This is a genomic window from Neorhizobium galegae (assembly GCF_017877055.1).
Taxonomy (GTDB): Bacteria; Pseudomonadota; Alphaproteobacteria; order Rhizobiales; family Rhizobiaceae; genus Neorhizobium; species Neorhizobium galegae_D.
In genome coordinates this window covers 127,819-153,593 of the sequence record NZ_JAGIPG010000005.1, presented here as the reverse complement: position 1 = coordinate 153,593, position 25,775 = coordinate 127,819, and the positions used below count along the sequence as shown (strand labels likewise).

The following is a 25,775-nucleotide window of genomic DNA, read 5'->3' as shown; positions in this document are numbered from 1 at the left end:
GGACCGGAACATATGATGTCCCGAGACGTTCTGGGTGTGAATAGTGGTCGAGATGTCCCGGGGACGCATCGGCCTTGCCGAGAACCGATCAACCGAATGGGGACATCCAATGCTGACAAATGTTACGCGTCGTCGGCTGGCCGCTGAGGCGATGAATCAGAGAGTTATGATCGTCGAAGACGAGTTTCTGATCGCCCTAGATGTGGCCGAGACGATCGAATCCATGGGCTTGAAAGTCGCCGGTTTTGCCAATGCTCGCAAACATGCGCTGGCGCTCGCCGCCCATGCCGATATTGCCCTTGTCGATGTCAATCTCTCGGATGGTCGGACCGGTCCGGAGATCGGCCGCGAGCTTGCTGAGCAGTATGGCATCACGGTCGTGTTCATGACGGGCAACCCGGATGATGTGGAAGCCGGCGTCAAAGGCTCGCTCGGCGTCCTCACCAAACCGGTCATGCCTGATGTGGTCGAGAAGACGATCGGCTATGCCGTCGCCAACCGTCTCGGCGGAATGGCGGTCGTTCCGCGTGAACTGAAAGTGTTTTCTCAGAACCACTGAGAATTTTGATCCTGCGGGATCCGGCCGCAGCGAGCAAGAGACGCCTCTTGCCAGCCATTCCCGCCGCCGCTAAATCTGATCCGCTCTAACGGGGTGCCGCGCGTTTTCATGCGGCTGAGAGGCCTTTGGCCAACCCGCGGAACCTGATCCGGTTAACACCGGCGGAGGGATTAGACGGCTCTTTCATCAGCGCCTGGTCCCCTTTGTCACAAAACGAGGAGGCGCTGATGCGCAGGACCATTCTTTCGATAGTCGCGGCCGCTGCCGTCTTTTCCCTTTCCGCGCCGGCCAAGGCGCAGGAAAAGACGCTCACCGTCTACACCTATGAGAGTTTCATTTCCGACTGGGGGCCAGGACCCAAGGTCAAGGAGGCTTTCGAGAAGTCCTGCACCTGCAAGCTCAATTTCGTGGGCGTCGCCGACGGCGTGGCACTTCTGACCCGCCTCAAACTGGAAGGCAAGGGGACCGGCGCCGATATCGCGCTCGGCCTCGATACCAACCTGATCTCCGAGGCGAAGGCGACCGGCCTCTTCGAGCCGCATGGGCTCGACGCCTCGGCGGCCAAGGTCCCCGGCAATTACAGCGACGACACGTTCATTCCCTACGACTACGGCCATTTCGCCGTTGTCTATGATACCCAGGCGATGACGAACCCGCCGAAAAGCCTCAAGGAATTGGTCGAGGGCGATCCGGCGCAGAAGATTGTCATCGAGGACCCGCGCACCTCGACGCCCGGCCTCGGCCTGTTGCTCTGGGTGAAATCGGTCTATGGCGACAAGGCGCCAGAGGCCTGGGCAAAGCTTCGCAGGCGTGTGCTGACCGTCACCCCCGGCTGGTCGGAGGCCTACGGCCTGTTCACCAAGGGCGAAGTGCCGATGGTGTTCTCATACACGACTTCGCCCGCCTATCACATGGTCGAGGAGAAGACTGACCGCTATCAGGCGGCCTCCTTCTCGGAAGGCCATTACATCCAGATCGAGGTTGCCGGCCTGCTGAAGGGGGCCAAGGACAAGGATCTGGCGAAACAGTTCCTGAAATTCATGGTGTCTCCGGCCTTCCAGGACGTCATCCCGACCACCAACTGGATGATGCCAGCGGCCAAGACGTCCGAGCCGCTTCCCGACGCCTTCGGCAAGCTGGTTCAGCCGGCAGAGACGTTCCTTATGGGCTCGGACGAGGTCGCCAAGAACCGGCAGGCCTGGATCGACGAATGGCTGACCGCCATGAGCATGAACTGATCCGATGCTGACGCGCGCTGAACGGAGACGGGGGACAGGCTGGGGGCTGTTGAGCCTGATCGGCATCGCCCTCTTCGTCGGCATGGCGGTCGCCGCCCTTCTCTCCTGGGATGCTGGCAGCACCCAAAACCGGCTGTTCACCGCCTATACCTGGCGAATTCTGCGCTTCACCCTGTGGCAGGCGGCTCTCTCGACACTACTGTCGGTGGTTTTCGCGCTGCCCGTCGCCCTCGCACTCGCGCGCCGCCCAAGTTTTCCGGGCCGCATCTGGATCATACGTCTGATGGCGTTGCCGATGGGCCTGCCGGTGCTGATCGGCGCGCTCGGCCTGATCGGTATCTGGGGCCGGCAAGGGGTAATGAACAGCCTGCTGTTGAAATTGGGCCTGGAGCAACCGGTGAGCATCTATGGGCTATCCGGCATCTTGATCGCCCATGTGTTCTTCAACCTGCCGCTCGCCGCAAGATTATTGCTCGCGGCACTGGAGCGGCTGCCGGCGGAATATTGGCAGCTATCGTCGAGCTTGGGAATGAAACCCTTTTCCGTCTTCCGTTTCATCGAATGGCCGGCGGCGCGCAGGGTCATCCCCGGCATAACCGGCCTGATCTTCATGCTCTGCGCCACGAGTTTCACGCTCGTCCTGATGCTCGGCGGTGGGCCGGCTGCAACCACACTCGAAGTGGCGATCTACCAGTCGCTGCGTTTCGATTTCGATCCGCCGCGCGCCATAGCGCTGTCGCTGCTGCAGATCGGCATTACGGCGCTCATCCTGATCGCGATTTCGCCTCTTCCAGCCCCTGACGACGCTGTCGTGACCGCTGGCCGGGCGACACGCCGGTTCGATGGCCGAAATTTGCCCGCACGGCTTTGGGATGCTCTCGTTATCCTGCTTGCCACGACATTCCTGATCCTGCCGCTCGCATCCATCGTTGGCGCGGGTGTCCAGGCCAATCTCTGGGGTCTCGTCAACAGCGCCGCCTTCCTGCGCGCCGCATGGACGAGTTTCACGATCGCGTTTTCCGCCGGCCTGCTGGCCGTTCTGACGTCGCTGGCGATGATTGCCGGGCGTGAGGCAATAGCCGACATGAAGCGGCCCGGTGGAACGGCCAGGGCGTTTTCCGTGTCCTTGGGTGGAATGTCCTCGCTGGTGCTGCTCGTGCCGCCGGTCGTGCTCGGGACCGGCTGGTTCCTGATGTTGCGCCCGTTCGGCGATGTCGCGCGCTACGCCCCGGCGTTGGTAGCGATCATCAACATGCTGATGGCGCTTCCCTTCGTGATGCGCGTTTTGTCACCCGCCGTCGAACTGCATCGCAAGCGGACCGGCAGGCTTGCCGCAAGCCTCGGCCTCTCGGGCTTTTCACGCTTGCGGAAGATCGATCTGCCGGTTCTGGCAAAGCCGCTGCTGACGGCGCTGTCCTTCGCCATGGCGCTCTCGCTCGGCGATCTCGGCGCGGTGGCACTATTCGGTTCCAGCGAACTCACCACCCTGCCCTGGCTTGTCTATAGCCGGCTATCCAGCTACCGCACCAATGATGCCGACGGTCTGGCGTTCATCCTTGGCATCATCTGTCTGGGGCTGACGATGATCGGCACTGCCGGTCAACGGGAAGAAAAGCATGGCTGATGGGATCGTGCTCGAAAAGGTCGAGCTCAGGCTTGGCACGAAGGAATTCCGCTTCGATTGCGTGGTTTCGGCCGGCGCCGTGACCGCGATCACCGGCCCTTCCGGCTCCGGCAAGTCAACCTTCCTCAACCTCGTTGCGGGCTTCGAGGCGCCCGATCGCGGCCGTATCCTGATTGCCGGCGAGGACGTGACGGAGAAACATCCCTCCGAGCGCCCGGTCTCGCTGGTCTTCCAGGATAACAATCTCTTCGCCCATCTGGACCTCGCCACCAATATCGGGCTCGGCATCAGTCCGTCTCTCAAACTTTCCGGCAGCGACCGGGCGGCGATCTCGCAGGCACTGGAGCGCGTCGGCCTTGGCGGCTTCGAAAAGCGGATGCCGGGAACCCTTTCCGGCGGCGAAAGGCAGCGCGCCGCCTTCGCGCGGGCTCTGGTGCGCAGGAAGCCGGTTTTGCTGATGGATGAGCCGTTCGCGGCGCTCGACCCCGGCCTTCGGCTTTCGATGGCCAGCCTGCTCATCGACCTGCATCGCGAGACGGGCAATACGGTGCTGATCGTCACCCACGATCCGGATGAGGTCGGCCGATTGGCCGACCACGCGATCTTCATCGACCACGGGCAGATCTCGCTGCAGGCACCGGCCGAGGAATTCCTTGCCCGCCGCGATATTCCCGCACTCGCCGGATTCCTCTCCGGCTGATCAGGCAGCCTTTGCGCGAAACCACACGCCCGAGCGGACCGCGAGAGACAGGATGACGCCATAAGCCACGAGCGCGGCAGCCAGCGCAAAGAACAATCCGTTCAGCGAACCGGTCAGCTCGAGCGCCAGCCAACCGCCGACAGCTGCAATGACGAGCCTGAGGAAATTGCATGCAAGCGGCCAGAAGAGCTGGCCTGCGCCCTGCGAAGCGAAAAGAAGGGCGAGCCCTGCGCCGAAGAAACCGTAGACCGGCCCGACAATCTGCAGATAGGCGACGCCCGCGTCGATGGCACCATGCTCCTCGCTGAACAGCGAGATCCAGGCGACCGGGAAGATCGCCGCAATCAGGCCGATCGTCTCGGTGACGACGAAGGCAATCGCGGCGCCGGTAAAGGCAATGCGCATCGCCCGATCCTTCTGCCCCGCCCCCATATTGGTGCCGACCAGCGCCACCATCGGCGCGCCGATGCCGAAGATCACCGGGATCAGCAGGTATTCGAGCCGGGCCCCGGTACCGAAACCGGCCACCGCCGAGACGCCCGCCTTAGTCGCCACCAATGCCGTGGCCACACCGATGGTCACGTTGGTGAGAATGGAGTTGATCGACGCAGCGGCACCGAGCCGGAGGATATTCCGGAAAACCGCCCAGCGAAGCGGGCCGACACCGAAGCGTACCAGATTGCGGCCCGAGAGAATGTACCAGGCAAGGACCGACGTTCCTCCCAGGCTGTAGAGCACCAGGGCGAGACCGCCGCCGGCAATGCCGAACCCCTGAAAAGGGCCGAAGCCAAAAATCAGCAACGGTGAGAAGGGTACCAGGAGAGCGGCCCCCACACAGGTAACCAGAGCCGGAAACAGCATGTTACCGGTGCCGCGCACCACGCTTGCAAGCCCGTTCATCAGCCAGACGAAGATCATGCCGCCGAAGACGACGTTCGAATAAACGAGCGCCGCTTCGAGTTCCGGGCCTTCGCCGCCGAGCGCCTGATAGATAGGTCGGCCGAAGGCAAGCATGACCGCCGAAAACAACAGCCCGAGCGCGACATTGACCACGACCGCATGCCAGGCAAGCAGGTCCGCATCGTCACGCCGGCCGCTGCCGAGGGCGCGGGCGATGCCAGACGAGATCGCCCCGCCGAAACCGCCGGCCGACATCATCTGCATCAGCATCACGGCCGGAAAGACCAGCGCCATGCCGGCGAGCGCGGCCGTGCCCATATGCGAAACCCACCAGGTTTCGATCAGGCCCGTCGAAGCCTGGGCGAGCATGATCAGGATATTCGGCCATGCGAGCCGGATCAGCATCGGCAGGATCGGATCCTGCAGCAGCTGCCGGGTCCGCGGATTGATCGGCGCAGCGTCGCCGTTTTCGAAAGGAGACGCCGCCTCGACGGCTTCGGTGGTAACGGCGCTCATCAATCAGCCTCTCTATGCTGCGGGAACTGGTTCATGGATGGATAGCGGCGGCGGATGCGTTCGTTTGCGGCCGGCCCTGCCGCATTGGTGAAAACGGGATCGCTGAGCGGCCTGCCGCTGCGACGGTCGACCATAACCGGCTCGGCCTGCTCGCCCGTTTCCCTGTTGACGATCACCACGCTCTCGCCTTCCGGGGCGAGATGTCGGTTGCCCCAGGCAAGCAGCGCGTGCAACACGGGTTTGAAATCGCGGCCACGCTCAGTGAGGTGATATTCGTCACGCGGCGGCCGTTCGGAATATCGCCGCCGTTCCAGCAGTCCGGATTCGACAAGCGACTTCAGCCGCGTGGTCAGGATGTTCGGGGCGATGTCGAGATTGCGCTGGAATTCGTCGAAGCGGGTTGTGCCCGCCAGCGCATCGCGCAGGATCAGGAAGCTCCAGCCCTCGCCGACATGTTTGAGACTGCGCAGTACCGGACATCCGGTGTCAGCGGGACCTGCTCGTTTCATGGAATCTCTCCAGGTGACCGCGGCCTTGTGGCATAAGTTACTAGCAATTTGCAAGTCACTATTTGCGTGATCACGTTTGGCGACAGAGAAGGCCGGACCGTTATGGAACTCGCCACAATTTGGACGTGCCGCGATGGCATCGCGGAAAGGCAGCGGGGATTTTCATTGCAAACGCACCAGCGAGACATATTTCAATAAGAGCATCTGTGCATTCGACGCGAAAATCGCTAAGCGACATAGAGAAGGAGCCGGCTTGGATCGAGAGGACCTCTGCCAAGCTGGATGGCGGACCTTGGGAATGATGGTGCGGAAGACGAGGACGATGAGGCGCGACACAGCTATCCCGGCTGTCTGGACGATTGTTCGTGCCCTGCCCGGTCGACGAGCCTTGGGCGCCCTGCTGTTCAGCGGTGCGATCCTTTCCGGCTGCCAGTCGCTCTTCGATCAGGCCTATACCCCGAATGTCTCTCCCTCCGACTCGCCCCAGATCGTCGACGAAGTGCAGAAGAACGATCCGCGAGCCCAGATGGGCGCGCGCGAGCATCCGCGTATCGTCGCCAGTTACGGCGGCGAATATCGCGACGCCAAGACCGAGCGCCTGGTCGCCCGCATCGCTGGTGCGCTGACGTCGGTTTCGGAAAATCCCAACCAGTCTTTCCGCATCACTATTTTGAATTCGCCGGCGATCAACGCCTTTGCCCTGCCGGGCGGTTATCTCTACGTGACGCGCGGGCTTCTGGCGCTCGCCAATGATGCTTCGGAAGTCGCGGCCGTGCTCTCGCATGAGATGGGCCACGTGACCGCCAACCACGGTATCGAACGCCAGCGCCGCGAAGAGGCGGAAGTGATTGCCAGCCGCGTCGTGGCCGAAGTCCTCTCCAGCGATCTCGCCGGCAAGCAGGCGCTTGCCCGCGGCAAACTTCGCCTGGCGGCATTCTCGCGCCAGCAGGAACTGCAGGCCGACGTAATCGGCGTGCGAATGCTCGGCGAAGCGGGTTACGACCCCTACGCAGCGGCGCGCTTCCTGGATTCCATGGCGGCCTATGCCCGCTATTCGGCGGTCGATCCGGATAACGATCAGAGCCTCGACTTCTTGTCGAGCCATCCGAACTCCGCCCAGCGCGTCGACCTCGCCCGCCGCCATGCCCGCAATTTCGGCCAGGAAGGCACTGTCGGCGACAAGGGCCGTGACTATTACATCGCCGGCATCGATGGCCTGCTTTATGGCGACAGCCCGCAGGAGGGCTACGTCCGCGGCCAGACTTTTCTGCATGGCGGCCTCGGCATCCGTTTCGACGTGCCGCCGGACTTCCGGATCGATAACAAGGTGGAAGCGGTGCTGGCGACCGGCCCCGGCGAAACGGCGGTCCGCTTCGACGGCGTTGCCGCGGGGGATAACGACAATCTGCCGAACTACCTGACGAGCGGCTGGGTTGCGGGCCTGCAGCCGGAGACGGTGCGGGAGATCCAGGTGAACGGCATGCCCGCGGCGACCGCACGGGCTTCCGCCGAACGCTGGGATTTCGACGTGACCGTCATCCGCGTCGACAATCAGATCTTCCGCTTCCTGACGGCAGTGCCGAAGGGCAGCCCGGCGCTCGATACGACGGCCGAGATTCTGCGTTCGACCTTCCGCCGAATGACACCTCAGGAAATCGCGACGCTGAAGCCGCTGAGAGTCCGCATCGTCACGGCGACCAAGGACGACACCATCGCATCGCTATCGGCGCGCGTGATGGGAACGGATCGCAAGCTCGATCTTTTCAAACTGATCAATGCACTGCCGGCCGGGGCGACAATCTCCCCGGGCCAGAAGTTCAAGATCATTTCCGAATGAGATCAGCCCGCCGCCTCAGCAGGCGGCAGCCATCTGCGGATTGGCGGAAACCAGCGCCGACTTGAGCTTTTCGATCGCCCGGCTTTCTATCTGCCGAACACGCTCCTTGGAGATACCGAGTTCCGCGCCGAGCGCTTCGAGCGTCGCGCCGTCGTCGGTCAGGCGGCGGGCGCGAATGATCTTCTTTTCCCGGTCGTTGAGCTTGGTGAGCGCGCCCTGCAGCCATTTCAGGCGCCGCTCGCCATCGATCATTCCGGAAACCTGCTCATCCGGCAGCGGTTCGGCGCTGGCGAGCATGTCGAGCCGTTCCCCGCTATCCGCATCGCCGGCGATCGATGGCGCCTGCAGCGAGGAATCATTGCCTGAGAGGCGGGCATCCATGGTCTGGACGTCGGCGACGCTGACGCCGAGCGCGACCGCGATCTCTTCGTGAATGGCCCGGGCGGTGAGATTGGAATCGCCGCGGGCGAGCTTGGCGCGCAGCCGGCGAAGATTGAAGAACAGCGCCTTCTGCGCGGAGCTGGTGCCGCCCCGCACGATCGACCAGTTCCGGAGAATGTAATCCTGCATTGAAGCGCGGATCCACCAGCTGGCATAAGTAGAAAAACGCACGTCGCGGGCCGGTTCAAACCTTGCCGCCGCTTCGAGCAGCCCTACATAGCCCTCTTGTACCAGATCGCTCATCGGCAATCCGAAGCCACGGAACTTCGAGGCCATGGCGATCACGAGACGCATATGCGCAAGGGCAATCTGGTTGCGGGCATCCTGGTCCTGATCGTCCTTCCAGCGGACCGCCAGATCGCGCTCCTCCTCCCGGGCGAGATATGGAGCGGACATTGCTATCTTGATCATGATGCGGTCTGCGGACATGGCTGTCATCGTGTTCTCCGTGAACGGTCTGATCCGACAAAAACAGCGGGCACAAACTAGAAACACCGTGCGACAAGCCCGAACGATGATTGCCTGTTTTCCTGCCGCCTTTGCTCCCCTCGTCTTGAGTTCAGCGGGGGATTCACGATCGGTCCGAAAGACCGATCTTCTGCCCCGCACTTAGCTGTCCCGAACGCAAACCGACGCACATCAGTTCGCCGTTCCGGCGGATTAACGCGGAGGCGGAGAAAAAGTTCCAATAAAAAACCCGGCGCGAAGGCCGGGTTTTTGGGAGAACGATGGATGGATGATCAGGCCGCTTCTTCCTGCGCCTCATCTTCCTCGACGTTCTTGCCGCGCTTCGGACCCTTGGCGAGATTGACCTCGACAAGGCGGACGGCTTCAGTTTCGGACATCTTGTTCACGGCGGCGATTTCACGAGCCATGCGGTCGAGAGCAGCTTCATAAAGCTGGCGCTCGGAATAGGACTGTTCCGGCTGGTTGTCGGCGCGATAGAGGTCGCGGACCACTTCCGCAATCGAGATCAGATCGCCGGAATTGATCTTTGCATCATATTCCTGGGCGCGGCGCGACCACATGGTGCGCTTCACGCGGGCCTTGCCTTGAACAACCTTGAGAGCGCGCTCCACAAAATCCGTTTCGGACAGCTTGCGCATGCCGATGCTGACGGCCTTTGCGACTGGCACCTTGAGGCGCATCTTGTCCTTTTCGAAATCGATTACGAAAAGCTCGAGCTTCATGCCGGCAACTTCCTGCTCTTCAATCGCAGAGATAGTGCCTACGCCATGAGCGGGGTATACAATCGATTCACCAGTCTTGAAGCCCTGGCGTGCGGGAGAAGTCTTTTTCTGCTGAGTCGTCATTCGTTTCACAAACTCCCTGTTACTCACCCGTTGTCGGGTCGGGGGAACCGGGTCTGTCAGGCCCGGATGAGACGGGGGAAACCGTCGGGTCACTCCATACTGGTCCGACCAACGCGAGCGAAAAAACACCCACCGCGAACTGCGACCGACAACATTCGAGCGTTGCAATGTCACGGAAACCGCGCTTTGGGTGGTCTGTTGCTTTCGTGATGTTTTTTGGGCACACACGTGCCGCCTTGTGGAACAGTTCTTGTTGTCTACCACAAAAAAGTGCGGAAATCAATAATTTGCTTTTGCACGTGCACAGAGCGCCACACCCGCACTCTGCCCAACAAAAAGGCAAAGCGATTCGAAACTGCTTGCGACCTATGCCGGCGCGGCAAATCTCAATCGCCCTTGCCCGGTTCGGCGGAGAAATACTGCTCGTACTTGTTGGCGACGCCGTCCATCTCCTTGGCCTCGGGCAGCGCATCGCGCTTGACCGTGATGTTGGGCCAGATCTGAGCGAATTCGGTGTTTATCTTGAGCCATTTGTCGAGACCCGGTTCCGTGTCCGGCTTGATCGCCTCGGCAGGACATTCCGGTTCGCAGACGCCGCAGTCGATGCATTCGTCGGGATGGATGACCAGGAAGTTTTCGCCTTCATAAAAACAGTCGACCGGGCAGACCTCGACGCAGTCGGTATACTTGCAGCGGATACAATTGTCGGTCACGACATACGTCATGCGGCACTCCAGGACTTTCGCGGATCAGCGGCACGTCGACGGATGGGAAGCGCCGGCACACCGGAAAGCCGGGAGAGGCGAAAACCCAACTGCAAAAATGACAGGAGGTAGGCGATCCGGCTTTTCGACAGTCAGGTAAAGCCTTTGGCTTTGCTTAGCAAGGATATCCGTGCTGAAAAGCTAAGCACATCGGGTCGTTTTTTCTAATCCAGGTCCGCGTCGATACCTGGAAACAGCCGATCCGTCTCGCGGCGCTCCTTCTTGGTCGGCCGGCCGCTTCCCTGCGCGCGTTGCGCCTGTTCGAACAACGTCAGCCGCTTGGCTTCTTCAGGAGGAGGGCTGATGTCCTCATAGAGCATCCGCGCCTCCTCGAAAGGCCCTCGCCTTTCCCCACCGGCTTTCACCATCAGCACGAGATCACGACGTTCCAGCTTGAGATCGATGCGATCGCCCGCCTTCACCTGGAAGCTCGGCTGGGAAACCAGATCGCCGTTCACGCGCACGTGGTTGGAGCGGATCAGATCCTGGGCGATCGACCGCGACTTCGCCATGCGGGCAAAAAACAGCCACTTGTCGATGCGCTGGCGCGAACCGGATTGTGGCTGTTTTTCCGTCATAGGCTACTTCTTCATCTGCTCCTTGAGAGCTGCAAGTTTTGCAAAGGGCGAGTCCGGATCGATCGGCTTTTCCTTGCGGGGCGGCTTGGCCTCGAAGCGAGCGGGCTGCGGCCCTTTGCCGCGGTCGTTGCGGTCCGGACGCGGACCACCTTCGTGGCGCTCCCCGCGGTTCGGACGATCGCCCCCGCGATTGTTGTTATTGTTGTTGTCCGGCCGGCGGTTGTTGTCGCGGTTCGGCTTGCCGCCGTCCCGGCGATCACCGCCGCCGTTGCGTTCGCCACCACGTTCGCCGTTCGGACGCGCATCGCGCCGCTCGCCGCCGTCGCGACGGTCGTCACGGCGACCCTGGGCAGGCTGGCCCGCCTCGCCGCCGGCGTTGTTGCGCTGGCCGCCATGACCGCGACGGTCGCCATGCTGCGGACGTCCGCCACGCTGGTTGTTTTCACGGCCGCCGCCCGGACGCCACAGCAGGACCGGTTTCGGCTCTCCAGCCTCGGCAGCCTTTGCCTCGTCGGTCGGTTCGCCAGCCGATGCCTGCTCCGCGGGAACTTCTTCGGAAGAAGCGGAGCCGGTTGCCGAAGCTTCGGCCGAAGCCGTCTCCGGAGCAGTCTCGGCTGGAGCACCTTCCGCCGCAGTCTCAGCCGGGGCGGCTTCTGCCGCAGTCTCGGCCGGGGCGTCGCTCGCATCGGCATCATCGGTTTCGGAAGCCTCCGGCGTGTCTTCCGCCGGCGCCACAGCCGGTGCGGCGGCAGCTACAGCGCTCGCCGAACCGGCATCCTGGCCAGCCAGGAACGCCTGCGCCTCTTCCGCCTTCACGGCATCGGCACGATATCCAAGACCTTTCAGGATTTCTTCCATGTCGTCCGGCGTAGCTCCCAGGATGGAGAGCATGGCGGTCGTGGCCACGAAGCGGCGGCCGTCATAGGCACCTTCCGGACGCGGCGTCGCGCCGGGCTTCCACTGCAGAAGCGGACGGATGAGATCGGCAAGGCGCTCCAGGATGTCGATACGCACCGCACGCTTGCCGAGGAAACGGAAACCGGCAAGCTTGTAGAACATCCGCTCGAACGTCGGATCGGCGACCACGGAAGTGCGCCCTGCCGCAAGCGCCGGGATGAGATCGCCGTAACCGGGCTTGTCGAGACCGTCGTTCTTCAGCGCCCAGAGGAGCGTTATGAGCTCGGCCGGAGCCGGCTTCAAAAGCATCGGCATGAAGACGTGATAAGCGCCGAAACGGATGCCGTAGCGGCGCATCGAAGCGCGCGCATCCTGATCGAGCGTCTTCACCTCGTCCGCGACGTCGCGCCGGAACAGCACGCCAAGGCTCTCGACGAGCTGGAAAGCCAGCCCCTTGGCAAGGCCCTGCAGGTCTTCGGCGCGCGACAGATCGTCGAGCGGCTTCAGAACCGTCGCGATGTGATGATTGACGAAGCGTTCGAGGCGGGCGAGCACGTGTTCGCGCGCATTGCCGGTCAGCTGCTCGTCGGAGAGCAGGATGACGCGCGGACGCATGACATGCTCGGTCGGCGCAAGACGGGCGATGGGTTCGCCGAGCCAGCGCACGAAACCGTCGGAACCGACTGCCAGATCGCTGTTGCCGGAGGCATAGAGCCTCGCAGCCCGCGCCTCGAATTCGAGCGCCAGCGCTTTCTGAGCGGCACCCTGCACCGCCTTGGCGTCGGGCCCCTCGGTTCCCGAAACGGGCGTAAACCGGAAACCGGCCAATTGCCCGACGTGATGTCCCTCTACGAAGACATCGCCATTCACACTGATTTCAGCTTCCAGCATCGCATTCTCTCTCAGGCGCTTCATGAGCACAGATGTCCTGCGATCAACAAAGCGTTTCGTCAACCTTTCATGTAGCGCGTCCGATAACCTATCCTCTATTTCCCGTGTCTTTTCTTGCCAGTGTGTCGGATCGGCAAGCCAGCCAGGGCGATTAGAGACGTAGGTCCAGGTCCGGATCTGCGCTATGCGGGCCGACAGCGTGTCGATTTCACCGTCGGTGCGGTCGGCGCGGCGAACCTGTTCCGCCATGAATTCTTCATTCACCGTCCCGAAGCGTACAAGATCGGAAAAAAGAGTCGAAATAAGGTCGGCGTGCTGCGCCGGCGCAATTCGCCGGTAATCCGGCAAGGCACAGGCTTCCCAGAGTTTCTCGACCCGCTGCGGCGTCGTCGCGATGTCCTTGATTTCGGGATAACGCGAAAGATAATCAAAGGCTTGGCTGTCGGTCGCGGGAAGCGCGCGCGTCAAGCCCGCAAGGGTCGGCGCCGCATCCAGACTGTCCCGGAGAGCCTTGAGTGACGAAAAATCGAGGTTTTTCGAGCGCCACTGCAGCACTTTGACCGGATCGAAATGATGGCTTTCGATTCGCTCGACCAATTCGTCCTCGAAAGGTGCGACCTGACCGGTCACCCCAAACGTCCCGTCCCGCACATGCCGCCCGGCGCGGCCGGCGATCTGCGCGAGTTCGGCCGGATTGAGACTGCGGAACTGATAGCCGTCGAATTTCCGGTCCTGGGCGAACGCCACGTGATCGACGTCGAGATTGAGCCCCATGCCGATCGCATCCGTCGCGACGAGATATTCGACGTCGCCGGACTGGTAGAGGCCGACCTGAGCATTGCGGGTCCGGGGGCTGAGCGCGCCGAGCACGACCGCAGCGCCGCCGCGCTGGCGGCGAATGAGCTCGGCGATCGCATAGACCTCGTCGGCCGAAAACGCCACGATCGCGGAACGCTGCGGCAGGCGGGTGATCTTTTTCTGGCCGGAATAGAAGAGCTGCGAGAGCCTCGGCCGCTCGACGACGGTTATCCCCGGCAGGAGCCTTTCGAGGATAGGCCGCATGGTCGCTGCCCCCAGAAGCAGCGTTTCATCGCGCCCGCGCAGATGCAGGATGCGGTCGGTAAAGATATGGCCGCGCTCGAGATCTCCCGCAAGCTGCACCTCGTCGATCGCGACGAACGAGGCTTTCGTCTCGCGCGGCATGGCTTCGACGGTACAGACGGAAAAGCGGGCATTCGGCGGGGTGATCTTTTCCTCGCCGGTGACGAGCGCGACCTGGGAGGCCCCGACCTTCTCGACAAGGCGCGTATAGACCTCGCGCGCCAGCAGCCGGAGCGGCAGGCCGATCACACCGGTGCCATGCGCCACCATTCGCTCGATGGCGTAATGGGTCTTGCCGGTATTGGTGGGTCCGAGGACGGCGGTGACGCCGCGCCCGCTGAGCATCATGGGCTGGAAATTCAAAGCCTGGTTCCGCGCATCACATAAGCCTCAAGTCTCGCGCCTTCGCCCAAAACTCAAAGCCACGCAACACATGGCGATCTCGGCCGACAAACGCAAGCCTGAAGAATGGTTTTGCGGCCGCAGAATGATCGCCGAAGGCAGCAAATCAAGGCTCGGCGATTCGAATTTCAAACGCCCAAGGAACAGACGCGAACGAATCGGAGACGAATCGCAGACTCCAGAAGATTCAGCTTTTGTTCACCGCTATATGTTGATGCGGCCCCGGCTCCGCCCACGACATCCTGAATCTGCATCAAGATTGGGTGCACACAACCGAAGGATTCATCCCGAAGCTGCGCTTTCACGAAGAATCGAAAGAGTCAATCCATTGATATGGTTAATGTTTCATCAACCGATTCAGGCTGCTCCACCCTCGTTCGAGCACAGAATTAAGATTCAGGCCAAACGCGGAACGAATCGCCGACGAATCACAGACATCCATGTCTTCGCCATTTGTTCTCACAAGATATGGTAGGCACCATCAGGAGAGACCCGCAAGAAAATCGTCGCGGTAAAGACCTCCGAAGCGAATCGTTCAGGTGCCATTAACATTGGCTAACGCACTTTAACCACACCTGAGAGCACACGCGTGCAACCCGATGGAACAAAAATCGCGGTGCTACGTTTCCTCGCCAAATCCATACCGGATTATCTAGCGGAGTAGAAAAACCATGCTCGGAACCGTGTTGCTCGTCATCCTCATTCTGCTACTCATTGGCGCGTTGCCGAATTGGGGCTATAGCCGAGGCTGGGGCTATGGTCCGTCGGGCGGATTGGGCCTTGTAGTGCTTATCATCATTATCCTGCTGCTGATGGGCAGGATTTAAAAGCGGCGTAGCCGTGTGTACCAAAGGGAAGGGAAACTGACATGATGAAGAAGATTCTGATTGCGGGCTGCATGATCGGCACGCTCGCCTCCTGTACTGCAACTGAACGCGGCACCGCAATCGGCGCCGGCACAGGTGCGGTGATCGGTGGTGCCGTGACGAATAGTTGGGGTGGTGCGGCAGTTGGCGCAGTTGCAGGCGGCCTTGTCGGCGCTGCGATCGGCCAGTCCTCGGAACGCCGCGGCTATTGCATCTATCGCGACCGTTACGGCCGCCGTTACGAGGCGCGTTGCCGCTAATCGCGAGCAATAATCCAGTCCCTCAGGACCGGTGCCCGAGCAATCGGCGCCGGTTTTGTTTTGCCTCAGAGACCGCCGGCATTAACCTTTGGCCAAAGCCGGAACGAATCGCCGACGAATCGGCGACATCACCCGTTTCGCGGTTTGTTCACCGCAATATGTCGTGTAAAAACAGTTTGTTAACCATAGAGACCGGCCGTTTCGGCGCAACCACCATGCGCAGAAACCCGCTCGAAGGTTAATGGCGAAGATCAGCTCGCGAAGAACTGGCCGCCATTCGCCGTCAGCGTCGAACCGGTGATGAAGCCGGCATCGTCGGAGGCGAGGAATACGACGCAACGGGCAATCTCTTCCGGTTCGCCGAGGCGCCCGACCGGGATCAGCGGAATGATCCGCTCGTTCAGCACCTTTTCCGGCACAGCCCGCACCATTTCGGTGGCGATGTAACCGGGGCAGATGGCGTTGACGGTGATGTTCTTTGCAGCGCCTTCCTGGGCCAACGCCTTGGTGAAGCCGAGATCGCCGGCCTTGGCCGCCGAATAGTTCACCTGGCCCATCTGGCCCTTCTGGCCGTTGATGGAGGAGATGTTGATGACCCGGCCGAAACTGCGGTCGCGCATGCCCGTCCAGACCGGATGCGTCATGTTGAAGAGACCGGTCAGGTTGGTGCCGATCACCTCGTTCCACTGTTCAGGTGTCATCTTGTGGAACATGCCGTCACGGGTGATGCCCGCATTGTTGACGAGCACCTCGATCGGGCCGAGCTCGGCCTCCACTTTTGCAATGCCGTCGACGCAGGCCTGATAGCTGGAGACATCCCATTTGAAGACCGGAATGCCGGTTTCGTCGTGGAATGCCTTCGCCTTTTCCTCATTGCCCGCGAAATTTGCGGCAACACGATAACCGACCGCCTTCAACGCGATGGAGATGGCTGCTCCGATCCCACGCGTTCCTCCCGAAACCAATGCAACCCTGCTCATGCGATTTTCCCCTCTTCGATTTGGTCCGGTCCTTCTGTGTGACCGGATACTTACCTATTTTGACATGCTTGATGGAGAGATAGTCCCGCCACGAAGTTTTGCAACCTGCGGGATTATCCACATCCTTCTAAAATATCACATGGCTTCGAGGCACATGGCGACGCCCATGCCGCCGCCGATGCAGAGCGTGGCGAGCGCCTTCTTTGCGTTGCGGCGCTTCATTTCGAAAAGCAGCGTGTTGAGGATGCGGGCACCCGATGCGCCGATCGGATGGCCGATCGCGATCGCCCCGCCATTGACGTTGACGAGCGACGGATCGAAACCGAGATCCTTGGTGACGGCGCAGGACTGGGCCGCAAAAGCCTCGTTGGCCTCGATCAGCTCCAGGTCGGCGACCCGCCAGCCGGCCTTTTCGAGCGCCTTGCGCGAAGCCGGGATCGGGCCCGTGCCCATGATCTGCGGATCGACGCCGGCCGTCGCCCAGGAAACGATACGCGCCATTGGCGTGATGCCGCGGCGAGCGGCTTCCGCCTCCGTCATCAGCACGGCAGCCGCCGCGCCGTCGTTGAGGCCGGATGCGTTCCCGGCGGTGACGGTGCCTTCCTTGTCGAAGGCGGGACGCAGCTTCGCCATCGAGTCGAGTGTCGCGCCGGCGCGGATATATTCGTCGTTCTCGACGGTCACATCACCCTTCCGGGTCTGGATGAGGTAGGGGATGATCTCGTCCTTGAACCGGCCGGCATTCTGTGCGGCTTCCGCCTTGTTCTGCGAGGAGACGGCGAACTGGTCCTGCTCCTCGCGGGAAAGCTGCCACTGGCGGGCGATGTTCTCCGCCGTGATGCCCATGTGGTAGCCGTAGAAAGCGTCGGTCAGGCCGTCCTTGATCATCGTGTCGATCATCTTGAAGTCGCCCATCTTCACGCCGCCGCGCAGATGCGCGCAGTGCGGCGCCATGGACATCGATTCCTGGCCGCCGGCAACGATGATCCTGGCATCGCCGAGCGCGATCTGCTGCATGCCGAGCGCGACGGCGCGCAGGCCCGAGCCACAGAGCTGGTTGATGCCCCAGGCTGTGGCTTCCTTCGGCACACCGGCCTTCATCGCCGCCTGTCGGGCCGGGTTCTGGCCCTCGCCGGCCGGCAGGACCTGGCCGAGGATCACCTCGTCCACCTCAGCCGCCTCGACGCCGGCGCGCGCCAGCGCACCCTTGATCGCCGCCGCACCCAGCTCATGCGCCGGGACATTGGCAAAGGCGCCGTTGAAGGAGCCGACCGCGGTACGGCCCGCGGCTGCGATCACGATGGATGGATTGGTCATGGGGCGTTTCCTTTTATTAGATATTTATGCGTGAGACTGGCAAAGCTTTAGCCGAGAGTCAAACCCCGATCGGACACCGGAAGGCAGCCACCGGCTCTCATCAAAATGCCCGTTAGATTTCACGGGTTTGCTGCGCAACAAAGCAGTCGCCGCGCCGCACAAATCGTTTGTAAGTCCTCGTCATTTAGGCTTACATTCCTGTCGGGAGAAGCAATGCCAATCGATAATCACAAAACCATATTGACGGGAGCAGGAGGCAATCATGGCAAAGACCGAAGGCGAAATCATAATCAAGAAATACGCCAACAGGCGCCTCTACAACACGGGAACCAGCACTTATGTAACGCTGGAAGACCTGGCGAAGATGGTGAAGAAGGGCGAGGAATTCACGGTCCAGGACGCCAAGAGCGGTGAGGACATCACCCATTCGGTTCTGACGCAGATCATCTTCGAGCAGGAATCCAAGACCGGCAACACGCTGCTGCCGATTTCCTTCCTGCGGCAGCTGATTTCCTACTACGGCGACCAGATGCAGATGGTCGTGCCGACCTTCCTCGAACACTCGATGAAGGCCTTCACCGACCAGCAGGTTCAGATGCGCGAACAGATGACGCGCGCCTTCGGCGATACGCCGCTCAGCAAGAACCTGCAGATGCCGATCCAGATGATGGAAGAGCATGTACGCCGCAACACGGACATGTTCCGCCAGGCCATGCAGATGTTCTCGCCGTTTACGGCGCAGCCTCTGGCACCCACCGCCAAGAAGACTGATGCCAAGGATATCGACGAGTTGAAGGAACAGCTCCGCAACCTGCAGAGCCGTCTGGATAACCTCTGAGACTGACGTTTTTTTCAGAGCCCGATCGACACGTCGCGGCCGGCAGAGCGGATCGCCACCGCGAAGCCGCCGATGACGTCGACGAAAGTAATCGTCATCAGGATGAAGAAGATCTGCGTCGCGGCATCCCGCACCAGCAGGAATTCGACCAGATAAGCGATGAAGACCAGCATCGACAGCATGTGGTTGATCAGCGAACCGCGGCCGTTGCGGCTGGCTTTGAGGATTTCCACGAACAGGAAGACCAGCGAGACGACGATGATCACGTCGCCGAGCGTCATGGTCCAGACGGCACCTGAGAGCATCTGCAGCGAGCTGATGACGTTGCCAAGCGACGCGACCCCGCCGCCGCCCAGGATACCGAGCATGCTCAGGTTATAGAGAATGAACGGGATGATCATCAGCGGCAACGCGGCAAGCATGGTCTCGGCCTCCAGTCGATATGGCCGGACTGTACGTGCTTGCCTTGCTTTCGCAAGTGTTGGCGCAGCAAAACAAGCTCTTCGCGCAACAAAAAAGGCCGGCAGAGCCGGCCTTTGATGCAATAGAACGAAAAACGCTTATGCGTTTTCCTTCGGCGTCAGAACCTGACGGCCGCGATACATGCCGGTCTTCAGATCGACATGGTGCGGGCGGCGCAGTTCGCCGGAGTTCTTGTCTTCGACATAGGTCGGAGCCTTGAGTGCGTCTGCGGAGCGGCGCATACCGCGCTTCGACGGGCTCGTTTTTCTCTTCGGTACAGCCATTTTCGTTACTCCACTTGCGTGCAAAACATAATCCCCGGCCGGAACTGAGGCCGATTGGACATGTCTCGATCTCGGAAATTTGGGCGGCTTATACATGCCCTGCCGGGCTTTGACCAGTCCCTGCGGGGAATTTTTGAGAAATATGCGACCTAGGCCTCGTCCTCCGGGACGATCCAGGTTTCGGCAAGCGCCGCCTCCTGCCACTTGAGCCAGGCCGGATGCGATTTCATCGCCGTCATATAGGCGAGCGTCTCGGCATCGATCGCCAAGTCGTAGACGTCCAAACGATTGACGACAGGCGCAAACATCGCGTCCGCTCCGGAAAATTCGCCGAACAGGAATGGCCCTCCGGACTTCGCCCTGAGTTCGCGCCAGATGGTCCCGATGCGCGCCACGTCGTCCATGACGCCGTCCGGGAGCGCAATCCTCGCCTTCGGGCGGCGCATGTTCATCGGGCAGGCATTGCGCAACGCCCGGAAGCCGGAAATCATCTCCATCGAGATGGAACGCGCAACGGCGCGGTCGGCAGCGGCTTTCGGCCAGATGCCGTTCTCCGGAAAAAGCTCCGCGGCGTATTCGATGATGGACAGCGATTCCCAGACGCGAATATCGCCCTGGTGCAGCACCGGCACCTTGCCGGTCGGCGAGATCGGCCTGAATTTCGGATTACCGGCCGGGAAATCGAAGGGGATCAGCACCTCCTCGAAGGGAATGCCCGCCGCCGTCAGCGCAATCCAGGGGCGGAAAGACCAGGAGGAATAATTCTTGTTGCCGATATAAAGAATAAGCTTTTCCATGGCCGCGTCTCCGATTGGTTTATTCAGCCTATAATGGCCGCGGCCGGACGCGACCAATGAAATCGATAGACCTCAGTCATAAATGCATTTGATGTAATCGCCGGAACCGCGCGCTCGGTTTTCGACGACACCGGCCAGGCGCTGCACGCCGCGGCTCGGTTTGCCGGCGACGCGGGTGATCGGGTTGGGAAGTGCTACGGCCAGAAGGGCCGCCTGCCGGGCGCTCAGCTTCGAAGCCGGCACCTTGAAATGATATTGCGCCGCCGCTTCCGCACCATAGATGCCCGGCCCCCATTCGGCGATGTTCAGATAGATCTCCATCATCCGCCGCTTCGACAAGACGAGGTCCGCGCCAAGCGCCAGCGGCAGCTCCAGCCCCTTGCGGATGAAGGAGCGGCCGTTCCAGAGGAACAGGTTCTTGGCGGTCTGCATGGGGATCGTGCTCGCGCCTCGCGTCGCCTCGCCGTCGAGAGCATCCTCGACCACGCCGCGCATCTGGTTCCAGTCGACGCCGCCATGGAAGCAGAACTGGCCGTCCTCGGACATCATCACCGATCGGACGAGGTTGGGTGAAATTTCCTCGAGGCTTACCCAGCGCCGGTCGTATCCGCGAAACAGCACCAGTTCCGACAGCATCAGCGTCGAGACGGGGCGGGTGAACGGCAGCGCGTAGACGAAGATCAGCAGATAGGGCAACAGCACCAGCGCGATCGCGATCATCACGATCCGGCGGATCAGATTGCCCGAAACCGGGCGCCGCCTCCAGCCGGCCCTCACGGGCTCCTCCTCCTGCACCTGCTGTTCGGGTGTGAAGTCCAATATCCCACTCGTCCCTCGTTTTGAATTTCATAACCGTTCAACGTGGCCAAGGCGAGTCCGGCGCCGAAAACTTCGCGTGTCTCGGTGAATCGCCGTTGCCAGCCAACCATCAGCGTGCCAAACAGCGGCCATGACGGACGCGAAAACGGCATTCGAAACACGCCTGCGGCAGAGCGCCGCCGAGACGGGAGCACTGCTTTCGTCTCTCCTGTCCGATACCCCTCTTTCCGAAGAGACGACCCGCCCGGCGCATCTGATGGCCGCCATGCGGCATGGGTCGCTGAACGGCGGAAAGCGCCTGCGGCCATTCCTCGTCCGCGAGAGTGCCGCCCTGCTCGGCGGACCGGCGGATGTGGCGCTTCGGGTCGGCGTCGCGCTCGAATGCCTGCATTGTTATTCGCTGATCCATGACGACCTGCCGGCGATGGACAATGACGACCTGCGCCGCGGCCAGCCGACCGTGCACAAGGCTTTCGACGAGGCGACCGCGATCCTTGCCGGTGACAGTCTGCTGACCTACGCTTTCGACATCATCGCCGCACCGGAAACCGCGCTCGCTGACCGGCCGAAGACGGAACTCGTCCTGTCGCTTGCCCGCGCTGCGGGACCGGGCGGCATGGCCGGCGGCCAGGCACTCGATCTCGCCGCCGAAAAATCGCCGCCCGACGAGGCGGGCATCACCACGTTGCAGGCGATGAAGACCGGTGCGTTGCTGCGGTTTGCCTGCGAGGCGGGCGCGATCATCGCCGGCTCTGAGCCGGAGCATCGCGAAAGGCTGCGGCTCTTCGGCCAGAAGATCGGCCTCGCCTTCCAGCTCGCCGACGATCTACTCGACCTGACTTCGGACGCGGCAACCATGGGCAAGGCGACCGGCAAGGATGCGGGACGCGGCAAGGGCACGCTCGTCGCCCTGCACGGCATAAGCTGGGCGGAAGGCCGGCTCGATGTTCTGACGAAGGAAGCCGTGGAACTGCTTGCGCCCTACGGCGAAAAGGCGTTCATTCTGCAGGAGACCGCGCGCTTCATCACCAGCCGGGAAAACTAGACAAGGATAGGAAACGAGAATGCCGGACGTCCTGAGCTATCTGCCGTATATGTGGCCGGCCTATGTGGCCTATGTCATCAATGTCGCGAGCCCAGGCCCGGCCAATTTCGCCATCATCGGCACATCGATCTCGCAAGGCCGCCGCGCCGGCCTGATCACGGCGCTCGGCATCGCCTGCGGTTCTTTCACCTGGGCTTGCGCCGCAGCGCTTGGTCTTGCGGCACTGCTCCGCAACTATGCGATCGCGCTGGAAATCATGAAGGTGCTCGGCGGGATCTATCTGATCTACCTGGCCTGGAAGGCCTACAAGTCCGCGCGCCTGCCGGATTCCAAGGTCGCCCTCGGCAATGCGAAAACGAATTATACGGCGCGCCAGCTCTGGCTGCGCGGTTACGCGATCCACGTCACCAATCCGAAGGCGATCTTTGCCTGGCTGGCGATCATTTCGCTTGGCCTGCCGGACAATGCGCCGACCTCGGCGATCCTGTTGATCATCGCCGTCTGCATGAGCTCGAGCATCCTGATCTTCACCACCTATGCGCTGGTGTTTTCGACATCCCATGCACTGCGCGGCTACAAGGCCGCGCGGCGCTGGGTGGAAGGCACGATGGCGGTGTTCTACAGCGTCGCCGGCCTGAAGCTGCTGACGAGCCGCATCTGAACGGCTCGCCCTCCTCGTCCAGTTCCGATCAGCCCTGCGTGATCGGCGCGATCGCCACTTCGACGCGGCGGTTCTGCGCGCGGCCGTCCGAGGTCGCGTTGGAAGCAACCGGCTGCGACGGCCCGAAGCCCATCGTCGACATGCGGCGCTGGTCCACGCCACGGCTTCCGAGATAGTTCGCGACGGAAGCGGCGCGACGTTCGGAAAGCGCCTGGTTATGCTGCAGGCTGCCGGTCGAGTCCGTATGGCCGTTGACGTCGATCAGGGTGCGGTTGAACTTGTTCAGCACGATCGCGACGGAATCCAGCGTCCGGTAGAAGGGCGGGATCACCTGATCCTGATCGGTGGCGAACGTGATGTTCGACGGCATGTTGAGAATGATGCGGTCGCCGACGCGGGTCACCGAAACGCCGGTGCCCTGCAGTTGGGCGCGCAGTTCCGCTTCCTGGTTATCCATATAGGCGCCGATCCCGCCACCGGCGAGCGCGCCGATACCGGCACCGATCAGCGCATTACGGCCTGCATGGCGTCCGCCGGTCAAACCGCCGGCAAGCGCGCCAAGGCCCGCGCCGATGGCAGCGCCGCCGGCGGTATTGGAAATCTTCTGCTCGCCCGTATAGGGGTCGGTCGTGGTGCAGGCGGAAAGATAGGTCGCGCAAAGTGCGACGATTGCGATTTTCTTGAGCATGTAGATTGATATCCCCGTCGTCAGTGGTTCCACCCTCATTTACCATGAATTGCGGCAATAGCGAGGAGGCCGGCATGTCTTCGTGATCGACCACGAGGCCGGCCGGAATAGAGCCGATCAAGAGACCCGGCGAAGAAATCCGGTACGGTAAAAGGCGGGAGGATCAGCCGGCCGCCGGCAGCCTTTTCAGGACTTCGAGCAGCCGGTCGCATTCTGCATCCGTACCAATGCTGATGCGCAGATAGTCGGCTATGCGCGGCTTGTTCCAGTGCCGTACCAGCACACCCTTGCCCCGCAACGCGGAATAGACCTCGACGCCGGACAGGGCCGGATGCCTGGCGAAGACAAAATTCGCCTGCGACGGCGACACGTCGAAACCCATCGCCTGCAATTCACCGCTGACGCGGTCGCGGGTGGCGATGATCTTCTGCCGGCAGGTCTCGAACCATGCGGCATCCTCGATCGCAGCGGTGGCGGCAACCTGCGCCAGCCGGTCGAGCGGATAGGAATTGAAACTGTCCTTCACCCGTTCCAACGCATCGATCAGATGCCGCTGGCCAAGCGCGAAACCGACGCGCATCCCCGCCAGCGAGCGGGATTTCGACAGCGTCTGGATGACGAGAAGGTTTGGATAGCGGGCGATGAGGCTCGCGGCAGTCTCGCCGCCGAAGTCGATATAGGCTTCGTCCACCACCACCGGCACGTCGGGATGGGCGGCAACCAGCGCCTCGATCTCCGAAAGGGCCAGGCCGATGCCGGTCGGCGCATTCGGGTTCGGGATGATGATGGCACCGCAGGGCCGGTCATAGTCGGAGATCTTGATCCGGAAGCCTTCATCAAGCGGGATTTCGACGACGTCGATATCGTAGAGCCGGCTATAGGTCGGATAGAAGCTGTAGGTGATATCAGGATAAAGCAGCGGCTTGTCGTGCTTCAAGAGCGCCTGGAACGTGTGCGCCAGTACCTCGTCCGAACCGTTTCCGACGAAGACCTGATCCGCGTCTACCCCGAACCGCTTTGCGATCGCTTCGCGCAATGCGGTCGCCGACGGATCCGGATAAAGCCGAAGGGCATCGCCCGCGGCCGCCTGGATGGCGGCAACCGCCTTTGGAGATGGGCCGTAAGGGTTCTCGTTGGTGTTGAGCTTGACCAGATTCTGGATGCGCGGCTGCTCGCCCGCGACATAGGGCGAAAGCCGGCTGACGATCGGCGACCAGTATTGGCTCATGGGATTATTCGGCAGCCGTGCGCTGGCCGAAACGTTGCTCGATATAGTCGATGACGAGTTTCTCGAAATCGGCGGCGATGTTCACGCCGCGCAAGGTCAGGGCCTTCTTGCCGTCGATGAACACAGGGGCCGCCGGCGTTTCGCCGGTGCCCGGCAGCGAGATGCCGATATCGGCGTGCTTGCTTTCGCCGGGGCCGTTGACGATGCAGCCCATCACCGCGACGTTGAGCGCTTCGACGCCCGGATATTTCTCGCGCCAGACCGGCATGTTCTTGCGCAGGTCGTTCTGGATGTTCTGGGCGAGTTCCTGGAAGACCGTCGAGGTGGTACGGCCACAGCCGGGACACGCGGCGACGACGGGAACGAACTGACGGAAGCCCATGACCTGCAGCAGTTCCTGCGCCACCTGCACTTCGCGGGTACGGTCGCCGTTCGGCTCCGGCGTCAGCGAAACGCGGATCGTATCGCCGATCCCGTGCTGCAGAACGTAACCCATGGCCGCCGACGAGGCGACGATGCCCTTGGAACCCATGCCCGCCTCGGTAAGGCCGAGATGCAGCGCGTGGTTGGAACGCTCGGCGAGCATCGAATAGACGGCGATCAGGTCCTGCACCTGGCTGACCTTCGCCGACAGGATGATGCGGTTGCGCGGCAGGCCGATCTGCTCGGCAAGCTCGGCGGAGATCAGCGCCGACTGGACGATCGCCTCGTGCATGACCTGGCGGGCCGACAGCGGCGAACCGTCCGCGGCGTTGCGATCCATCAGCGTGGTCAGCAGGTCTTGGTCGAGCGAACCCCAGTTGACGCCGATCCGGACGGGCTTGTCGTAGCGGATCGCCATCTCGATGATGTCGGCGAACTGCTTGTCCTTCTTGTCCTTGAAGCCGACATTGCCGGGATTGATCCGGTATTTCGCCAGCGCCTCGGCGCAGGCTGGATGGTCTGCGAGCAGCTTGTGGCCGATATAATGAAAGTCGCCGACCAAAGGCACGTCCATGCCGAGCCGCAGCAGACGTTCGCGGATCTTCGGCACCGCGGCGGCACTCTCGTCGCGATCGACGGTGATGCGGACGATTTCCGAACCGGCCTTGTAGAGCGCCGCGACCTGGGCGACCGTTCCGTCGATATCGGCGGTATCGGTATTGGTCATCGACTGCACGACGACAGGTGCGCCTCCCCCGACAATGACGCCGCCGACATCGACGGCGACCGTGGCGCGGCGCGGTTTCGGATCATAATCGATGGGTGCGGTCATCGGAA

The 25,775-nt window shown here is 61.8% G+C and carries 26 protein-coding genes and 1 riboswitch; of the genes, 10 read left to right on the top strand and 16 right to left on the bottom strand.

All coding sequences use genetic code 11. The features are described from left to right. Positions 1–109 precede the first annotated feature (109 nt). From J2857_RS27030 to J2857_RS27015, 4 genes are all read left to right on the top strand, one after another. On the top strand, positions 110–559 hold the full coding sequence (locus J2857_RS27030) for a response regulator (RefSeq protein WP_210013168.1): 450 nt from the start codon (positions 110–112) through the stop codon (positions 557–559). 79 nt (positions 560–638) lie between these two features. Further along, positions 639–746: riboswitch (TPP riboswitch) on the top strand. 40 nt (positions 747–786) lie between these two features. Beyond that, entirely contained in the window at positions 787–1,797 is a 1,011-nt protein-coding gene (gene thiB / locus J2857_RS27025) for a thiamine ABC transporter substrate binding subunit (protein WP_210013167.1), read from the top strand. Positions 1,798–1,801: 4 nt separating this feature from the next. Further along, complete coding sequence (thiP, locus tag J2857_RS27020) at positions 1,802–3,421, top strand: thiamine/thiamine pyrophosphate ABC transporter permease ThiP (protein ID WP_210013166.1); 1,620 nt, start codon at positions 1,802–1,804, stop codon at positions 3,419–3,421. Beyond that, positions 3,414–4,121, top strand: coding sequence for a thiamine ABC transporter ATP-binding protein (locus tag J2857_RS27015; RefSeq protein ID WP_210013165.1), 708 nt, complete (start codon positions 3,414–3,416; stop codon positions 4,119–4,121). The genes thiP and J2857_RS27015 overlap by 8 nt, the downstream gene beginning before the upstream one ends. Here the strand turns inward: J2857_RS27015 and J2857_RS27010 are convergent, their stop codons facing one another. Next, complete coding sequence (locus tag J2857_RS27010) at positions 4,122–5,537, bottom strand: MATE family efflux transporter (RefSeq protein ID WP_245363921.1); 1,416 nt, start codon at positions 5,535–5,537, stop codon at positions 4,122–4,124. After that, positions 5,537–6,046, bottom strand: a complete 510-nt coding sequence (locus J2857_RS27005) for a winged helix-turn-helix transcriptional regulator (RefSeq protein ID WP_210013164.1) — start codon at positions 6,044–6,046, stop codon at positions 5,537–5,539. The genes J2857_RS27010 and J2857_RS27005 overlap by 1 nt, the downstream gene beginning before the upstream one ends. Before the next feature lie 322 nt (positions 6,047–6,368). On the opposite strand from J2857_RS27005, the gene J2857_RS27000 reads away from it, so the two are divergent. After that, on the top strand, positions 6,369–7,883 hold the full coding sequence (locus J2857_RS27000) for a M48 family metalloprotease (RefSeq protein WP_210013163.1): 1,515 nt from the start codon (positions 6,369–6,371) through the stop codon (positions 7,881–7,883). Positions 7,884–7,898: 15 nt separating this feature from the next. Here J2857_RS27000 and J2857_RS26995 read toward each other — a convergent pair whose 3' ends face one another. The 5 genes from J2857_RS26995 to J2857_RS26975 form a co-directional block, all read right to left on the bottom strand. Next, the gene (locus J2857_RS26995) at positions 7,899–8,762 is read right to left on the bottom strand and encodes an RNA polymerase factor sigma-32 (RefSeq protein ID WP_210013162.1); all 864 of its coding nucleotides are present in this window, start codon (positions 8,760–8,762) and stop codon (positions 7,899–7,901) included. A gap of 302 nt (positions 8,763–9,064) precedes the next feature. After that, a complete protein-coding gene (locus tag J2857_RS26990) occupies positions 9,065–9,637 on the bottom strand; it encodes a CarD family transcriptional regulator (protein ID WP_046605164.1) in 573 nt (190 codons plus the stop codon). Positions 9,638–10,023: 386 nt separating this feature from the next. Continuing rightward, positions 10,024–10,362 carry a ferredoxin FdxA gene (gene fdxA, locus J2857_RS26985; RefSeq protein WP_046631722.1) on the bottom strand — a complete coding sequence of 113 codons (339 nt, stop codon included), beginning with the start codon at positions 10,360–10,362 and terminating at the stop codon, positions 10,024–10,026. Positions 10,363–10,565: 203 nt separating this feature from the next. Beyond that, a complete protein-coding gene (locus J2857_RS26980) occupies positions 10,566–10,979 on the bottom strand; it encodes an RNA-binding S4 domain-containing protein (protein ID WP_210013161.1) in 414 nt (137 codons plus the stop codon). Between the two features lie 3 nt (positions 10,980–10,982). After that, positions 10,983–14,216, bottom strand: a complete 3,234-nt coding sequence (locus tag J2857_RS26975; protein WP_210013392.1) for a helicase-related protein — start codon at positions 14,214–14,216, stop codon at positions 10,983–10,985. Positions 14,217–14,941: 725 nt separating this feature from the next. Between J2857_RS26975 and J2857_RS26970 the strand changes: the two genes are divergently transcribed. Together J2857_RS26970 and J2857_RS26965 are read left to right on the top strand one after the other, a co-directional pair. Further along, positions 14,942–15,097: a DUF3309 family protein gene (locus J2857_RS26970; RefSeq protein WP_007775119.1), complete on the top strand. Its 156-nt coding sequence runs from the start codon at positions 14,942–14,944 to the stop codon at positions 15,095–15,097. 41 nt (positions 15,098–15,138) lie between these two features. Continuing rightward, positions 15,139–15,396 (top strand): YMGG-like glycine zipper-containing protein, encoded by a 258-nt coding sequence (locus tag J2857_RS26965; RefSeq protein WP_037081355.1) that lies wholly within the window; start codon positions 15,139–15,141, stop codon positions 15,394–15,396. Between the two features lie 251 nt (positions 15,397–15,647). Here J2857_RS26965 and J2857_RS26960 read toward each other — a convergent pair whose 3' ends face one another. Then, a complete protein-coding gene (locus J2857_RS26960; protein WP_210013160.1) occupies positions 15,648–16,376 on the bottom strand; it encodes a beta-ketoacyl-ACP reductase in 729 nt (242 codons plus the stop codon). 135 nt (positions 16,377–16,511) lie between these two features. After that, entirely contained in the window at positions 16,512–17,693 is a 1,182-nt protein-coding gene (locus J2857_RS26955; RefSeq protein WP_210013159.1) for an acetyl-CoA C-acetyltransferase, read from the bottom strand. A 262-nt stretch (positions 17,694–17,955) separates the two neighbouring features. Between J2857_RS26955 and phaR the strand changes: the two genes are divergently transcribed. Continuing rightward, positions 17,956–18,531: a polyhydroxyalkanoate synthesis repressor PhaR gene (gene phaR, locus J2857_RS26950; RefSeq protein WP_210013158.1), complete on the top strand. Its 576-nt coding sequence runs from the start codon at positions 17,956–17,958 to the stop codon at positions 18,529–18,531. 14 nt (positions 18,532–18,545) lie between these two features. On the opposite strand, the gene J2857_RS26945 is transcribed toward phaR, so the two are convergent. The 4 genes from J2857_RS26945 to mtgA form a co-directional block, all read right to left on the bottom strand. After that, a complete protein-coding gene (locus J2857_RS26945) occupies positions 18,546–18,953 on the bottom strand; it encodes a hypothetical protein (protein ID WP_210013157.1) in 408 nt (135 codons plus the stop codon). A gap of 138 nt (positions 18,954–19,091) precedes the next feature. Further along, positions 19,092–19,277: a 50S ribosomal protein L32 gene (rpmF, locus tag J2857_RS26940; RefSeq protein ID WP_037081346.1), complete on the bottom strand. Its 186-nt coding sequence runs from the start codon at positions 19,275–19,277 to the stop codon at positions 19,092–19,094. 149 nt (positions 19,278–19,426) lie between these two features. Beyond that, positions 19,427–20,074, bottom strand: a complete 648-nt coding sequence (locus J2857_RS26935) for a glutathione S-transferase family protein (RefSeq protein WP_210013156.1) — start codon at positions 20,072–20,074, stop codon at positions 19,427–19,429. 72 nt (positions 20,075–20,146) lie between these two features. Beyond that, positions 20,147–20,794 carry a monofunctional biosynthetic peptidoglycan transglycosylase gene (gene mtgA, locus J2857_RS26930; RefSeq protein WP_245363942.1) on the bottom strand — a complete coding sequence of 216 codons (648 nt, stop codon included), beginning with the start codon at positions 20,792–20,794 and terminating at the stop codon, positions 20,147–20,149. Positions 20,795–21,023: 229 nt separating this feature from the next. Between mtgA and J2857_RS26925 the strand changes: the two genes are divergently transcribed. Both J2857_RS26925 and J2857_RS26920 read left to right on the top strand, forming a co-directional pair. After that, positions 21,024–21,938 carry a polyprenyl synthetase family protein gene (locus J2857_RS26925; RefSeq protein ID WP_210013155.1) on the top strand — a complete coding sequence of 305 codons (915 nt, stop codon included), beginning with the start codon at positions 21,024–21,026 and terminating at the stop codon, positions 21,936–21,938. Positions 21,939–21,957: 19 nt separating this feature from the next. After that, entirely contained in the window at positions 21,958–22,599 is a 642-nt protein-coding gene (locus J2857_RS26920) for a LysE family translocator (RefSeq protein WP_210013154.1), read from the top strand. A 28-nt stretch (positions 22,600–22,627) separates the two neighbouring features. On the opposite strand, the gene J2857_RS26915 is transcribed toward J2857_RS26920, so the two are convergent. From J2857_RS26915 to ispG, 3 genes are all read right to left on the bottom strand, one after another. Continuing rightward, positions 22,628–23,287 carry an OmpA family protein gene (locus J2857_RS26915; RefSeq protein WP_037081827.1) on the bottom strand — a complete coding sequence of 220 codons (660 nt, stop codon included), beginning with the start codon at positions 23,285–23,287 and terminating at the stop codon, positions 22,628–22,630. A gap of 163 nt (positions 23,288–23,450) precedes the next feature. Next, the gene (hisC, locus tag J2857_RS26910; protein WP_210013153.1) at positions 23,451–24,515 is read right to left on the bottom strand and encodes a histidinol-phosphate transaminase; all 1,065 of its coding nucleotides are present in this window, start codon (positions 24,513–24,515) and stop codon (positions 23,451–23,453) included. A gap of 4 nt (positions 24,516–24,519) precedes the next feature. Next, positions 24,520–25,770, bottom strand: coding sequence for a flavodoxin-dependent (E)-4-hydroxy-3-methylbut-2-enyl-diphosphate synthase (gene ispG / locus J2857_RS26905; protein WP_037081333.1), 1,251 nt, complete (start codon positions 25,768–25,770; stop codon positions 24,520–24,522). Positions 25,771–25,775 lie beyond the last annotated feature (5 nt).

Excerpts from the sequence above, each read along its gene's own strand:
- J2857_RS27030 (WP_210013168.1), top strand. The coding sequence starts at position 110 with ATGCTGACAAATGTTACGCGTCGTCGGCTGGCCGCTGAGGCGATGAAT.
- thiB (WP_210013167.1), top strand. The coding sequence starts at position 787 with ATGCGCAGGACCATTCTTTCGATAGTCGCGGCCGCTGCCGTCTTTTCC.
- thiP (WP_210013166.1), top strand. The coding sequence starts at position 1,802 with ATGCTGACGCGCGCTGAACGGAGACGGGGGACAGGCTGGGGGCTGTTG.
- J2857_RS27015 (WP_210013165.1), top strand. The coding sequence starts at position 3,414 with ATGGCTGATGGGATCGTGCTCGAAAAGGTCGAGCTCAGGCTTGGCACG.
- J2857_RS27010 (WP_245363921.1), bottom strand. The coding sequence starts at position 5,537 with ATGAGCGCCGTTACCACCGAAGCCGTCGAGGCGGCGTCTCCTTTCGAA.
- J2857_RS27005 (WP_210013164.1), bottom strand. The coding sequence starts at position 6,046 with ATGAAACGAGCAGGTCCCGCTGACACCGGATGTCCGGTACTGCGCAGT.
- J2857_RS27000 (WP_210013163.1), top strand. The coding sequence starts at position 6,369 with ATGAGGCGCGACACAGCTATCCCGGCTGTCTGGACGATTGTTCGTGCC.
- J2857_RS26995 (WP_210013162.1), bottom strand. The coding sequence starts at position 8,762 with ATGACAGCCATGTCCGCAGACCGCATCATGATCAAGATAGCAATGTCC.
- J2857_RS26990 (WP_046605164.1), bottom strand. The coding sequence starts at position 9,637 with ATGACGACTCAGCAGAAAAAGACTTCTCCCGCACGCCAGGGCTTCAAG.
- fdxA (WP_046631722.1), bottom strand. The coding sequence starts at position 10,362 with ATGACGTATGTCGTGACCGACAATTGTATCCGCTGCAAGTATACCGAC.
- J2857_RS26980 (WP_210013161.1), bottom strand. The coding sequence starts at position 10,979 with ATGACGGAAAAACAGCCACAATCCGGTTCGCGCCAGCGCATCGACAAG.
- J2857_RS26975 (WP_210013392.1), bottom strand. The coding sequence starts at position 14,216 with ATGATGCTCAGCGGGCGCGGCGTCACCGCCGTCCTCGGACCCACCAAT.
- J2857_RS26970 (WP_007775119.1), top strand. The coding sequence starts at position 14,942 with ATGCTCGGAACCGTGTTGCTCGTCATCCTCATTCTGCTACTCATTGGC.
- J2857_RS26965 (WP_037081355.1), top strand. The coding sequence starts at position 15,139 with ATGATGAAGAAGATTCTGATTGCGGGCTGCATGATCGGCACGCTCGCC.
- J2857_RS26960 (WP_210013160.1), bottom strand. The coding sequence starts at position 16,376 with ATGAGCAGGGTTGCATTGGTTTCGGGAGGAACGCGTGGGATCGGAGCA.
- J2857_RS26955 (WP_210013159.1), bottom strand. The coding sequence starts at position 17,693 with ATGACCAATCCATCCATCGTGATCGCAGCCGCGGGCCGTACCGCGGTC.
- phaR (WP_210013158.1), top strand. The coding sequence starts at position 17,956 with ATGGCAAAGACCGAAGGCGAAATCATAATCAAGAAATACGCCAACAGG.
- J2857_RS26945 (WP_210013157.1), bottom strand. The coding sequence starts at position 18,953 with ATGCTTGCCGCGTTGCCGCTGATGATCATCCCGTTCATTCTCTATAAC.
- rpmF (WP_037081346.1), bottom strand. The coding sequence starts at position 19,277 with ATGGCTGTACCGAAGAGAAAAACGAGCCCGTCGAAGCGCGGTATGCGC.
- J2857_RS26935 (WP_210013156.1), bottom strand. The coding sequence starts at position 20,074 with ATGGAAAAGCTTATTCTTTATATCGGCAACAAGAATTATTCCTCCTGG.
- mtgA (WP_245363942.1), bottom strand. The coding sequence starts at position 20,794 with ATGATCGCGATCGCGCTGGTGCTGTTGCCCTATCTGCTGATCTTCGTC.
- J2857_RS26925 (WP_210013155.1), top strand. The coding sequence starts at position 21,024 with ATGACGGACGCGAAAACGGCATTCGAAACACGCCTGCGGCAGAGCGCC.
- J2857_RS26920 (WP_210013154.1), top strand. The coding sequence starts at position 21,958 with ATGCCGGACGTCCTGAGCTATCTGCCGTATATGTGGCCGGCCTATGTG.
- J2857_RS26915 (WP_037081827.1), bottom strand. The coding sequence starts at position 23,287 with ATGCTCAAGAAAATCGCAATCGTCGCACTTTGCGCGACCTATCTTTCC.
- hisC (WP_210013153.1), bottom strand. The coding sequence starts at position 24,515 with ATGAGCCAATACTGGTCGCCGATCGTCAGCCGGCTTTCGCCCTATGTC.
- ispG (WP_037081333.1), bottom strand. The coding sequence starts at position 25,770 with ATGACCGCACCCATCGATTATGATCCGAAACCGCGCCGCGCCACGGTC.